12 protein-coding genes are annotated in these 13314 nt (G+C 44.0%); 7 read left to right on the top strand and 5 right to left on the bottom strand.

Annotated features, from left to right (window positions below; translation table 11 throughout):
* Positions 1-68 precede the first annotated feature (68 nt).
* Both CXF58_RS06300 and CXF58_RS06295 read left to right on the top strand, forming a co-directional pair.
* Positions 69-593 carry an ABZJ_00895 family protein gene (locus CXF58_RS06300; protein WP_068406722.1) on the top strand — a complete coding sequence of 175 codons (525 nt, stop codon included), beginning with the start codon at positions 69-71 and terminating at the stop codon, positions 591-593.
* Between the two features lie 168 nt (positions 594-761).
* Entirely contained in the window at positions 762-1322 is a 561-nt protein-coding gene (locus CXF58_RS06295) for a DUF421 domain-containing protein (protein WP_068406725.1), read from the top strand.
* Between the two features lie 148 nt (positions 1323-1470).
* Here the strand turns inward: CXF58_RS06295 and CXF58_RS06290 are convergent, their stop codons facing one another.
* Positions 1471-1917: a DUF2147 domain-containing protein gene (locus CXF58_RS06290; protein WP_068406728.1), complete on the bottom strand. Its 447-nt coding sequence runs from the start codon at positions 1915-1917 to the stop codon at positions 1471-1473.
* 276 nt (positions 1918-2193) lie between these two features.
* Here CXF58_RS06290 and rlmH point away from each other — a divergent pair, with 276 nt between their 5' ends.
* Together rlmH and CXF58_RS06280 are read left to right on the top strand one after the other, a co-directional pair.
* Positions 2194-2682, top strand: a complete 489-nt coding sequence (gene rlmH, locus CXF58_RS06285) for a 23S rRNA (pseudouridine(1915)-N(3))-methyltransferase RlmH (protein WP_068406749.1) — start codon at positions 2194-2196, stop codon at positions 2680-2682.
* Between the two features lie 116 nt (positions 2683-2798).
* Positions 2799-3719 carry a DODA-type extradiol aromatic ring-opening family dioxygenase gene (locus CXF58_RS06280; protein ID WP_082894352.1) on the top strand — a complete coding sequence of 307 codons (921 nt, stop codon included), beginning with the start codon at positions 2799-2801 and terminating at the stop codon, positions 3717-3719.
* Positions 3720-3812: 93 nt separating this feature from the next.
* Here the strand turns inward: CXF58_RS06280 and CXF58_RS06275 are convergent, their stop codons facing one another.
* Complete coding sequence (locus tag CXF58_RS06275; protein ID WP_068406731.1) at positions 3813-5306, bottom strand: amidase; 1494 nt, start codon at positions 5304-5306, stop codon at positions 3813-3815.
* Between the two features lie 213 nt (positions 5307-5519).
* Positions 5520-8801, bottom strand: coding sequence for a DNA translocase FtsK (locus CXF58_RS06270; protein ID WP_068406734.1), 3282 nt, complete (start codon positions 8799-8801; stop codon positions 5520-5522).
* A 585-nt stretch (positions 8802-9386) separates the two neighbouring features.
* On the opposite strand from CXF58_RS06270, the gene trxB reads away from it, so the two are divergent.
* The 3 genes from trxB (at position 9387) to CXF58_RS06255 (ending at position 11795) form a co-directional block, all read left to right on the top strand.
* A complete protein-coding gene (gene trxB, locus CXF58_RS06265; RefSeq protein ID WP_102076915.1) occupies positions 9387-10409 on the top strand; it encodes a thioredoxin-disulfide reductase in 1023 nt (340 codons plus the stop codon).
* Positions 10410-11252, top strand: a complete 843-nt coding sequence (gene aat, locus CXF58_RS06260; RefSeq protein WP_102076914.1) for a leucyl/phenylalanyl-tRNA--protein transferase — start codon at positions 10410-10412, stop codon at positions 11250-11252. It begins immediately after the preceding gene.
* 105 nt (positions 11253-11357) lie between these two features.
* Positions 11358-11795, top strand: a complete 438-nt coding sequence (locus CXF58_RS06255; protein ID WP_102076913.1) for a MerR family transcriptional regulator — start codon at positions 11358-11360, stop codon at positions 11793-11795.
* Positions 11796-11842: 47 nt separating this feature from the next.
* Here CXF58_RS06255 and rimI read toward each other — a convergent pair whose 3' ends face one another.
* Together rimI and CXF58_RS06245 are read right to left on the bottom strand one after the other, a co-directional pair.
* Positions 11843-12328, bottom strand: a complete 486-nt coding sequence (gene rimI, locus CXF58_RS06250) for a ribosomal protein S18-alanine N-acetyltransferase (protein ID WP_228706553.1) — start codon at positions 12326-12328, stop codon at positions 11843-11845.
* 294 nt (positions 12329-12622) lie between these two features.
* Positions 12623-13150, bottom strand: coding sequence for a peroxiredoxin (locus tag CXF58_RS06245; protein ID WP_068404024.1), 528 nt, complete (start codon positions 13148-13150; stop codon positions 12623-12625).
* Positions 13151-13314: the final 164 nt, after the last annotated feature.

The raw sequence follows: 13314 nt of genomic DNA, 5'->3' as shown, positions 1-13314 counted from the left end.
ATAGTGAACAGCTCAATGCTTAATATTTTTTAGCAACTTATGCTTTACCCTTTATAAAGGTTATTTTTATGGCACGCAAACCAATGCAGCTTAGCAAGCGTCTTAGTTCAGCAAAAGATACTCAAACAGTGGGCAATACTTCTGACAATCCAAACTTAATGCCGCCTAAAATGGCACCATATATCGGATTCTTTGCGGTGGGTTATGTTTTGGCCAGTGCCATATTTATGATGGTACAAACCAAATTTGCCTTAAACTCACAGCTGGTCACTGTCGTATCCATCATCGTCGGCGCTTATATCGCGGTGCATAAATTTATTAAGCATCAACAGCGCGCGCTAAATAAAAAGGAAATCAATCGCTTGATGTTTGGCGGCGTTGCGGTGGTTTGGCTACTAACGGTGATTTATTTCTTAGGTATTTGGTTTTTCTTATTTGATGCCGTGAGCCGTGAGGTATTAACCGAGATGGCTATACAGCGACCGCTACCGCTGCTTTCGGCATTGGTGATGATATTGGTGCTGAGCTTAGTCAGCGCGCGTCTTAGTATCTTATTAATCAACCGCCTCCTTAACCCTAAGCATAGCCGCTAATCGTTAAGCCCTTTGAGTGCCTGCCATTATTGAGTGCCTATAGAGACAACCTAATACAAATTTTTTGCCCTATTAATGATGAAATTCCGTTACGCTGTTTGTAGCCAAACCATATTTGCTAGCGACAAAACAGCGGACAGTATTTTATGATTAATAGGAGCCCAGATAATGGACATGCTGCTTTTTGACAATATAGAAAAACTTGGGCGCATTATCTTAACAGCGGTCATGGTTTATGCGTTAATTGTGTTAATTACCAAAGTATCTGGCAAACGCTCAACCTCGCAGCTTAATAACTTCGACTGGATTGTGACAGTGATGATTGGCTCTTTGAGCGCCAGTACGATTTTACTCGAAGAAATCCCGTTTATCGAAGGCAGCGCCGCTATTGTGACCTTGTATTGTTTACAGTTTTTAGTGACTAAATATGCTTCTGTCTCAGCCAGTTTTAGTCATCTTATTTTATCGGAGCCGCGGATTGTTTTTTATCAAGGGCAATTCTTACCAGATGCCATGCGTGCTGAGCGCCTAACGCGTCAAGAGCTAGAAAGCGCGATGCGTTCTGAAGGGATGAATAGTTTTGATGATATCGAAGCGATTGTTTTTGAGTCAGATGCGACATTGACGATTATTCCAAAACCTACGCCCTCGGATAGTAAAAACGTCGAGCAACAGAGTGATGACGGCGTATCAGAAACCATCAAGCCGCTAATGTCAAATGATGACTAGGAAAGATGCTCTAAGGGCTTTAAGGTGATAGCGTTTTAAAATAAAAGCATTGAGTTAAAATCTAAAATTTAAAATATGAAAAAAGGACAGCACATATCAATCTGCTATCCTTTTTGTTTTACAAGTTTGTTTTACAAGTTTGCTTTAATTACTTAATGCGCTGCCACGTTTGCGAGCGACCAAAGACAGGTGTGCCGACATAACCGCGCAGTTTTAAGCTTTGACCATTATCACTCAAGGTTAGCTTACCAGAGTAAGTTTTTCCCGACTCAGGGTCGACCAGCTTACCGTCACTCCACTGGTTATTACCATCGGCTTTTAGACCTGACAGGATCTGTAGGCCTTCAACCGGTTTGTTTTTTAGGCTGCCAGGACATTTGGTACAAAGCGCGTCTGCCTTTTCTTTATTCAATACTTTGATGATTTTTCCTGAAACTTTACCACCGCTTTCGGTCAATTGAATAACGGCTTTTTTCTCGCCAGTTTTATCATCAATGGTTTGCCACTGCGTGCCGTTTAAAGAAGCAGCAAACACAGAGGTTGAGAGTAGCACACCTGCGCTAAGTGCTAATAGGCTTGATATAGTACGGTTCATGAACGACTCCTTTCGTTTAAATAATATTGCAAACTATCTTATGCTCTATCAAAAAGACGGTACAGGGTTGCTTACGCTTTTTTTACCATTCAACGATAAGACTATGTAAAGATAAGACCATGTAACGATAAAAGCAATGAGTTTAAAAAAAGAACAACTGTTGGTCAAATGCTAGTAAAGCATAAAAAAATACTTTGTAAAAGGACTGTTTGTTACAATACCTTAAGCGCAGAATCTTTTTGTTACATTTAACCCATTATAAAAGTGGTCTATATTATGAAAGTAAGAATATTGAGTGTTGGAAATAAAATGCCCAAATGGGTACAAACTGGTTTTGATGAATATTTTAAGCGTATCCAGCCCATGCTTAATACCGAAATCGTAGAAATTGCCGCCGCTAAACGCGCCAAAAACCCCTCAGACGCCAATTTGGCGCAGTACCGTGAGCAAGAAGGTCAAGCGATATTGGCCGCTCATGCTGCGGCTGGACGCGAGCAATTATGGGTGCTCGACGTAAAAGGTAAAATGCTCTCAACCGAACAGCTGGCTGAAAAATTGGCTGATGGCATGCAGCAAGGCGATGATATTGCGTTGGTCATTGGCGGCGCTGACGGCGTATCGCCAGAGGTATTGGCAAAAGCAGATGTGAAATGGTCGTTATCGGCGCTGACGCTGCCGCATCCTTTAGTGCGCGTGGTATTAATGGAACAGCTGTATCGCGCCATGAGTATCAATCACAACCATCCTTATCATCGCGGTAATTAAAACCTTTATAAAAACAGTCATTTGCTATAAAAATCAACCATGCCCTATCAAAAATAATGGCGACGCGTCATGGTAAAACGGATTGAAATATAGGCGCGCGCCCTAATAAATGCACCATGAAACATCCTAAACCTGCGACACCTAAAGCCATGACCGCTGCTTTGCAACCTGAGAGCGAACGTCAAAATACAACAACATCCAAGCCAGCACCCATTACCTCAGCGGCTGCTTGGACAGACACGCCTGCGCTAGCAAGGGCCATAACGCCCTCAAAACAGGCTAAACTGCCCGCGCTATTTATCTCGCATGGCGCTCCGACGCTCGCCATCGAACAATCGGCAACCACCAGTGCGCTGGCACGTATCGGTCAAAACTTGCCCAAACCGCGCGCCATTATCATTATGTCGGCGCATTGGCAGTCGGCTAAACTTGAAATCAGCAGCAATCCGCGACCAAAGACGTGGCATGATTTTTCTGGCTTTGCGCCCGAGCTCTATGAGTTGCAATATCCAGCAGCCGGCCAGCCAGCGCTTGCGGAGATATTGGCGCAGCAGCTAACGGCACGCGGTATTATCTGCCGTGTAAACCCTTTACGCGTCAGTGACCACGGGGTTTGGGCGCCGCTTTTACACCTGTATCCTGAGGCTGATATACCCATCGTGCAAATATCCTTGCCACGCCATTATGACAGCATCGCTTGCTATCAGTTGGGCGCGCAGTTGGCGCAATTGCGCGCCGAGCAAATCCTTTTGATTGGCTCGGGCAATATCACCCACAATTTACAGGCATTACGTTGGCAAGCAGAGAGTATCGATGAGACTGCCAAAGACTTTAAACTTTGGCTATTGCAGCAACTAAAAACGGATATTCCAAGCGCTTTAGATTGGCAGCAATATCCTAATTATCAAAATGTACATCCAAGCGATGAGCACCTGTTGCCATTATTTTTTGCTTTAGGTGCCGGTCAACGCGTCTCTGTGGTGCATCAAAGCATGGCGCATCACAGTTTGGGTATGGATATTTATCGCTTTGATTAGTGCTTCATTTACATTAAACTTTTAATCAAAGCGTTTTTGCTAATCTCTACTTTTTAATATAGAAGTTATCAAAACTTTTTTTATCATATAAAACTACTTTTCAAAAGCCAGTTTGGTAAACATGCCAGCACGCTCCATCTCGCCTGCGATATTAAATAGCGTCGTTTCATCATTCATGCGCCCAATCAGCTGCATTCCAATCGGCAGACCCTTTTTGCTCATGCCAACAGGTAATGACATCGCTGGTAAGCCCGTGACATTACCCAAGATAGTAAAGCCCATTTTACCAAGTACTGGGGCGCTGAGCTTTTCAATCATACCTGAGCTAAAGGCAAATCTGCCCATGTTAATGCCTTTATTGAGCAAGCCTGCGCTGCGCATCAGTGTTTCATCCATACGGCTTGGCGGTAGCACGCCATGCTTGACTGCAGGCGTTGGCACGGTCGGGCATAAAATCATATCATAGGTCTCAAGCAGCAAGCCCGTTTGATATTGGCTATCGTGCCAGCCATGCTTAGCGTGGGCTAAATCAACGGCGGATAATGAGCGCCCAAGCATCGCCATATTATACGTCTGTGGCTCAAGGTTTTGGATATGCTGCGCACCGTAACAGCGCTCGATATTATCAATGGTAAAAGCGGTATGGGCACAGACCACCACTAAAAAATCATGCCAAAATTGCTCAATATTAATATTTGGCTCAGCTGGGACCACACGATGACCCATGGCTTCTAGTTGCTTCGCGGTTTTTTCTAATACAGCAAGTACTTCTTTATCGACCTCTGTATTGGCAACCGATGGCTGTTGATGCAGGGCGATGGTTAATTGCCTTGGCGCGCGCATGGCTGCTTGCAAAAACGTGCCGTCGGGTGGTGCAATGACGTAAGGCGCACCGATTTCTGCACCGCTTGTCGCATCAAGCATCGCCGCGCTATCGCGCACACTTCGCGTAATCACATGGTCAGCGACCGCCCCTTCCCAGCCTTCACCAATTTCTGGGCCCATAGGATTACGGCCTCGACTAGGTTTAAAGCCAAACGCGCCGCACCATGCTGCCGGAAAGCGTATCGAACCACCGCCGTCACCTGCGCCTGCCATTGGCACGATACCACTTGATACCGCTGCGGCACTACCGCCCGATGAACCACCTGAGCTATAGCCTTTTTTAAAGGGATTGTGTGTGACGCCATGAGCTTTGGGCTCAGTGGTAATAATCAAACCAAATTCTGGCGTATTGGTTTTGCCAAAGGTATTGACGCCAGTAGCTCTCATACGCTTAACGATTTCGCTGTCGCTTTCTGATACGATATTGACGCTGCGACTGCCCATGGTAATTGGCTCATCGGCAAAATGAAACGATAGGTCTTTGAGCAGATAAGGGACGCCGTTAAAGACGCCTGTTGGCAAGCCTTTTTCTGCAGCAGCATAAGCACGCTCATCAAAGCGGTGGATAATGGCGTTTAATTTAGGATTGAGCTCATTGGCTTGATTAACGGCGGCATCTAACAATTCTTTGGCGCTGACTTCCCCTGCATTTACCAGCGCTGCCAACGCTAATGCATCATATTGAGTGTATTCTTTAAACATAACTGACCGTCCTTGGAGAGTAATAGATTCATCTTTTTTTAACTTGTTGCTTATTTTTTTATAAACACTCACCAGTTTAGTATAAAAAATGACGATTTATAATCGATAAACAAACTCATTGGTCATTCAGTTCCTAATACTGTCGCTCTCCCATAAAAAAAGACGAGACACTTTCGTTACTCGTCTTTTTTGAAACATTGAATCTATTAATCTTTACATCAACAGCTCACGCTTACCACTTTTGCCCATCGAGCTGACCAAGCCAGCCTCTTCCATCGAGTCAACGATACGCGCCGCGCGGTTATAGCCGATGCTAAATTTACGCTGGATACTAGACGCTGATACTTTACGCGTTTCCATGATAAAGGCCACAGCGTCATTATATAAATCATCATCTTCACCAGACGCATTTGCCGCACTACCGCTGCCACTGGGGCTAGATAGCTCAAAGTTGCCGGCCATATTATCAATATAGTCGGGTGCGCCGCGTTCACGCCATGCATCACAGACACGGTTGACTTCTTCGTCGCTGACATAAGCACCATGCACGCGGTCAGGCTCAATTTGCCCAGGGCCCAAGAACAGCATATCACCGTTACCAAGCATGTCTTCTGCGCCGCCGCTATCCAAAATCGTCCGCGAATCTACTTTCGAGTTGACGCGTAACGCCGCCCGCACCGGAATATTAGCTTTAATCAAACCCGTGATAACGTCAACCGACGGCCGCTGAGTGGCAAGCATCAAGTGGATACCCGCAGCCCGTGATTTTTGTGCTAATCGCGTAATAAGCTCTTCGGCTTGCTTGCCGACCTGCATAATCATATCAGCAAACTCATCGGCGACAATAACAATCATCGGTAAGGTTTTTAGCTTGGGCGCTTGGCTGATACTGACGCTATCGTTCGGTCGCCATAAGGGATCGAGCATTGGATTCCCAGATTTTTCAGCGGCGATGACTTTTTTATTAAACTCGTTAAGTTTACGCACTTTTAATAAACTCATCAGCTGATAACGGCGCTCCATCTCTGCCACGCACCATGACAAGGCGCTGGCCGCTTCGGTCATATCAGTGACGACAGGCGTTAACAGATGCGGAATATCATTATAGTTGGCAAGCTCGAGCTGCTTTGGATCAATCAAAATCATACGCAGCTCATTTGGTGTATATTTGAGCAACATTGATAGCAGCATCGAGTTGACCAATACAGATTTACCAGAACCTGTCGTACCAGCAACGAGCATATGCGGCGCGCGCGCAAGATCAGTGATAATCGGCTTACCGCCGATATCTTTACCCATCGCCATGCTAATTTGCGCTTTGGGGTCTTTAAATTTTTCCGTATTTAATAGCTCAATCAACCGCACCATTTCGCGCTTTTTATTGGGCACCTCGATACCGATATACGGCTTACCCGGAATGACCTCGACCACCCGCAACGACGCCATCGATAGTGAACGTGCCAAATCGCGTGAAATACCCGTCACCTTGCTGGCTTTAACACCAGGCGCAAGCTCTACTTCAAAGCGCGTCACCACAGGGCCTGGAATGGCATTGACCACGTTTGCTTTGACATTAAACTCTTGCAGCTTAATCTCTAACAACTCTGACAATTGCTCGAGCTCAGCCAAGGTATAGCTTGGCTTACGGTCAGGGTCTGGCTTATCTAAAATCGACAGCTCTGGAATCGGCGTCAGGCTGCTACGATAAGCGGCTGTTTGCATCGAGCGTGATTTTTGACTAAAAGCAGCATCATCACTGATATGCGGCATCACTGGAAGATCGGTTTCGTCAGCTCGGATATCATCTTCTGGCACCATGTCGGTAATATGATTACTGCTATCGCCCTCTGGCACCGCAAAGCTTACGGTCGGTTTAGCGGGCGCCGGAGTAGCATTGGCCACCGAAGTACCAGTGTCCACCGTTGGTGCTAATTTTGGATTGGCAGGCGGCGTATTGGTCGGCGTCATGTCAACGGTTTCACTGATTTCATCGGCTGGAGCAGCGTTATCTGTTTGCCAGTCTTTCGTCACTTCATGTTGAGTTGACAGCACTTCATGTTGAGTTAAAGGCTCAGAGTTATCGGTAAACTCAGAGTCTTCGATAGACCAAGCGTCAGAGAAGTCATCCATTGAATCATCAATGTCATTACCGATTAAATCCTCTGCTACTTTTTGCTCCTTGGCGAAAGAGGTCTGCATTACTGGCGCTTCAATGACGGTTTGTTTCTGGTCTACCTTAGACGCTACTGGCACTGCGCCGTGTTCTGCTAACCACGCATCTGCTAAGTTATTAACTTCTAAGCTATCAACTCCTAAATCAACGCTTTCTGTCATTTCATCTTCATTAGCAATATCATTAATGTCATCAAAAGCAACAGACGTAGCAGCAGAATCGTAACCAAACGTCTCTTGCTCAGCCATTGCTTCACGCGCCAACAAGTCCTCAACCGTATCGGCATCGTTCCAAGCAAAACTTGGTTCAACTTTACGTGCAGGAGCGGTAATAGAATTTACATTAGCTGTTTTTATAGTAGCCATTGACGCTTGCGATTGATTGGCATGACTAAAATTACTTGGATTAGCAGAAGCGGTTTGTAATTGCTCATCTTGCGCTGCGCTATTCGTTGCCGTTTGTGCCACTGCTGCCGCAGCTGACATAGATGCTTTAACGCTAGCACCGAGACCCGATGTCGCTAAGAAATCTTTTAATACGTTGTTAAAGCGCCCACTTTTATCGGCGGTTTGAGCATGACTAGCATGGTCAGTAGCTGGCAAATCGAGTGGTAACTGCTCAAAACCTTGCGCCGCTTTTTCATCAACCACACTTTCATCATTTTGCTGTTGCTCATACGCTGTTTGCGTGGCTTGTCTATTTGCGCGTTTATTATCTCTATCTTGAACCGCAGTATCTCGAGCCGCAGTATCACGCCATGACCACGTCTTAATTTTCTGATAAATCGCTAACCAATGAATATTAAAAGCAAAAGTGGCAGTAATCACCACAAATACCGTCAAAAATATTACACTGCCCCACTGCGATAACAACTGTGCCAAACGTGCTTGCAGCTCAAGCCCAATAATACCGCCAGCAACCCCTTTTAGCCCAGACGTTATCGGGTCTGCCACTTGCTGTACTAACGCCACCAATTGCGCAAATAAGGCGCTGGCACTTAAGAGCAAAAATACATAAGCGACGACACGTAATAACCAAAACGTTGGTTTATTATCCCACCAAATCAGCACCGACTCATAAACCAAAAACGCCAGCAACCACCAAGCACCAAAACCAAAAAAGCTATAGAGCAAATCTGATAGCCAAGCGCCCATCTCGCCGCCCATGTTATTCACAGTCGTCATGTCACTGCTGATATGCGACCAGCTCGGATCGTTACCCGTATACGTCATCAAAATGATGAACAAATAAACCGCCAGTATTAACCCAAGCAGGGTAAATATGCCCTTTTTTAAATACTCAATAAGTGGTGCTGATATCACGTAAGATCTGCCTTGTTGTCAATACTCGTTGCTAATGCTCGTTAGTGCTCGTTATTAATGTAAATGGTTGCTAGCTTATGATTGGAGTTTTTCATGTTGAAATGATTTTCTACTATTAAGTGGCAATGTATAAAAGCACTATATAACTAAACGTATAATTTGGTGCATCATTCACTGTCTACTACGCTTGCATAACTTCTTATAATAACAAATACATAGGCGTAGTGGCGACAGTGTTATCAAGAAAGCGCAGAAGAAAATCAATTATTAAGCCGTTGAGCAAAAAATGCAGTCATTAACCGAACATTCGCCACACCTTTCAGTAATAAACCAGTATGCAATGAAAAAGTATGCTTTCATTTTAAAAATAGTTTTTAAAATCTCCGTGCTTTGATTCTAATGATACCCATATTCATTTTAGCAAACTTGCACTTTTTGCCCTCAGCCCTTATGTTATTATCACACAGCAATAAGAAAAACCATATTCATCGCGACTTTTAGCGGCTATTTTTTATAACATTTATCATTTGTACCACGTATTCTAATTTTTATATTTCTTATTTAGATAGCAAGCAAGGAAATTTTATGGCAACTGATAACACGGCTCCGCGCCACGAAAAACTCATTATTTTAGGCTCAGGCCCTGCTGGTTACGCCGCTGCCGTTTATGCAGCACGCGCCAACCTAAAACCTGTTATGGTCACCGGTCTGGAAGTTGGCGGGCAGCTAACCACGACTACTGAAGTCGATAACTGGCCAGGCGATGCGCACGATTTGACCGGTCCTGCGCTTATGGATCGTATGAAAGCCCATGCCGAGCGCTTTGGTACCGAACTGGTCTACGACCATATCAATGAAGTCAATTTGAATGAGCGTCCTTTTACGCTAATCGGTAATAACGGTAGCTATACTTGTGATGCCTTGATTATCTCAACGGGCGCCTCTGCGCAGTATTTAGGCTTAGAGTCAGAAAGCAAATTCCGCGGCCTTGGCGTATCAGCTTGTGCCACCTGCGATGGTTTCTTTTATAAAAACCAAAAAGTAGCAGTCATTGGTGGTGGCAATACCGCCGTTGAAGAGGCTTTATATTTATCAAATATCGCTTCTGAAGTGACGCTAGTCCATCGCCGCGACAGCTTACGCGCTGAAAAAATCTTGCAAGATAAGCTGTTTGAAAAGGCCAAAAACGGTAACATCAAAATCGAATGGAACCACAAAGTAAAGGAAGTGGTCGGTGATGATATGGGCGTCAACGGTTTGATTATCGAATCGATGCTTGATGGCAGCAGCAAGCAATTAGATGTATTTGGCATGTTTGTCGCCATTGGTCATAAGCCAAACACAGATTTGTTCAAAGGCCAGCTAGATATGAAAGATGGCTACCTCATCGTTAATAGTGGTCTAAATGGCAATGCCACCCAAACCAGTATCGAAGGCGTATTTGCCGCAGGTGACGTCGCCGACCACGTTTACCGTCAGGCGATTACTTCGGCGGGTACGGGCTGTATGGCAGCGCTTGATGCCGAAAAATATTTGGATGCAATGGGTGAAACAGTCGCTCGTGACCACACTTATGCCTCTACATTGACTGAAGATAAAGAAGCATAAATGAGCGATTTTGCTAAAAATAACGACCGTATTGGTATTGATAGCAATACGGCTGATATAACGCTTGAGACCTTCCGTAAACATATCAGAAGTCTTGGGCGTTATAACTTTCCCGATCCTATAATGGTGGATCCTGATGGCATCGGTATCGTTGCTGTCGGCGGAGATTTAGCACCGGAAACGCTGATTTCCGCTTATGCGCAAGGATTATTTCCATGGTTTAATGAAGATGACCCTATCGCTTGGTGGTGCCCTGAGCCGCGCTGCGTCATGGTGCCAACGGATTATAAACCTAGTAAATCACTACGCAAACAAGCGAATTGCGAACGTTGGCAGTTGACCCTCAATCAAGCGTTCGATGATGTTATCCATGCTTGTAGCTTACCGCGTAGCGATGGTTTCAATGACGCGCTACCCGAGGGTGAACATACTTGGATTCATAGCGAGATGATTGACGCCTATACTGAGCTACACGCGCAAGGCTTTGCGCATAGCATTGAAGTTTGGGATGATAAACAGCAATTGATTGGCGGTTTATATGGCTTAAAGATAGGCGGTATTTATTTTGGCGAGTCGATGTTTCATGTTGCTTCAAATGCTTCAAAGCTCGCCTTTTGGGGCTTAATGCGTTTATGTGAGCAAAGCCATGTCCAATTGGTAGACTGTCAGTTGCCAAATGAGCATCTGCTGAGCTTGGGCGCTGAAACCTTGCCACGCGCTAAATTCTTGCTGAAGCTAGATACTTTAATTGGCAGCCGTTCCGTTAAATGGCAAAAAAACTCCCATCAACCTTTAGCGGCCTCATTACTCGATAAACCACAGCCGTGGCAATTAAAAGTATAAGGTAAACTTAAATAAATCTATTTTTAAATAAATATAGTAACGAATAATGCTTGCTATCATTTTTTACACAATTAGTAAGTTAGCTATTTTACTTACGAGGTCAGTATGGCACCCGATACAGCATTTTTATTGATTGGCACATTGGCGACCAAGGCCAATACTACCAAAGATACTATTCGTCATTACGACCAATTGGGACTACTAAAATCTCGCAAACGCCAAGCAGGCTCCCGGCTTTATACCGAGTTTCATCCCGAATGCGTCGAGCGTATCGAGCTCATCAAAAGTGCCCAAGCCATTGGTTTTACATTAACTGAAATCAAAGATAGCTTAAATGATTATTACGATGGTCAACTTGATATTGATTTGCAGCTAAGTCTTACGCAGCAGAAATTGGCGCAAGTTAAAAAACAGCAAACGACGATTAATCTGATGATAGAAATGTTGGCTGAACGCATCGAGGTGCTCGAACATATGAAAACCGATAAAAACTATCTCTCTAATATCGAGATCTGCAAAAAGAAAATACCGCCGCAAGCATGATTTAACTCTTTTTTAAACAACTATTTGCTCCTCTTAACAACCAATTGCTAATCATAAACTCGTTGCATGATCAATGCATCGACAGAAGGTTGGTGTGGCAGTTGATAATAACCCTTTCGCTTATGAATGACCGTAAGTCCTTGCTGCTCATATAAAGCAAGCGCTGGTGCATTATCTGCGCGCACTTCTAATAATAAGCTCTCTACCTTATTATTTATTAACTCATTATTTAATGTAGCAAAAAGCTGCGATGCAATACCTTGACGCTGATAGTCAGGATGGGTGCCAATACGCAGTATCTCTGCTTGCTCAAAAACCACTTGATATAAACAATAACCAACGATCTTATAGCCTGCTTTCTGTTCTGGTTTATACACTATCAGTATATACATACTATCTTGCGCGAGCATCTCAGCCAATGTCTTCTTAGTCCATGGGTCTTCTGGCTGTACGAGCGCTTCGATATTTGCGACTGCTTGAAGCGCTTGTTGTCGCTCTGAGGTATTGGTTGCTAACTTATCGATAATAAACACCACTTTTCCTTCTATTTTTCTTATGCCTTAACGGCTATGTTAGCGTAATTTTTAAAATTATTCATAAATGACCTTCTATATATGTCATAAATACATACGTAAGCTGCCTATATTCAAAGATATCTTAGACGTTTAGTTTAATACATCCAAAAATCTTTGTAGAAGACATAAAAAAAACTGCTTAGCCCTTATACTTAAGGATTAAGCAGTTCGACAGTATTTGAGCTTCAGCATTCAAGTATTTATCAACGTCTGATGATACCAGTCAAACGTCAATGCACTTAAGGATTGTGATTAAGCATTACTTTTCAAATATTCTAACATGGTATCTGCATCCGATACTTCAAATGGGTCTGTTGGGCAGTTGTCATCAAAACCCGCTTCTTTAAACACTTTTTTAATTTCTTTATTATCGACATACATCGAATACCGCCATGAGCGCATACCAAAGCCAAGATTGCTCTTATCAACCAGCATGCCCATTTTACGAGTGAACTCACCATTACCGTCAGGAAGCAAAAAAACGTTTTCACGGTTTTGCTTCAGGCCCCATTGGTACATGACAAAGGCATCATTGACAGAAATGCAAACGATTTCGTCTACGCCTAATGCCTTAAATTCATCATAAAGCGCTTCATAACGAGGTAGATGGCTGGTCGAACACGTTGGCGTAAAGGCACCTGGTAGAGAAAAAACCACCACTTTTTTATTGGCAAATAACTCATCTGTGGTTAGGTCATACCATTTGAATGGGTTGTCTCCGCCGATAGATTCATCACGAACACGAGTTTTAAAAGTCACATCAGGTACATGGGTAATCATTATTTACTCCAATTTAAGTTATTGTGTTTTTATTTTTAAAATGCTACCGCTATATAATAAGGGTTATAGCTATCTATAAGCAAATCTTTAATCGGTGGTGTATCAGAAAGTATGCTGAGGAAATAAAAGGAGGAGTGACAGCCAGAGCAAGATGATATATTTGA

This window comes from Psychrobacter sp. Sarcosine-02u-2 (assembly GCF_002836335.1).
GTDB classification, from domain to species: Bacteria; Pseudomonadota; Gammaproteobacteria; order Pseudomonadales; family Moraxellaceae; genus Psychrobacter; species Psychrobacter faecalis.
The sequence above is the reverse complement of the archived record's forward strand: the minus strand, read 5'-3'. Positions and strand labels throughout refer to the sequence as shown.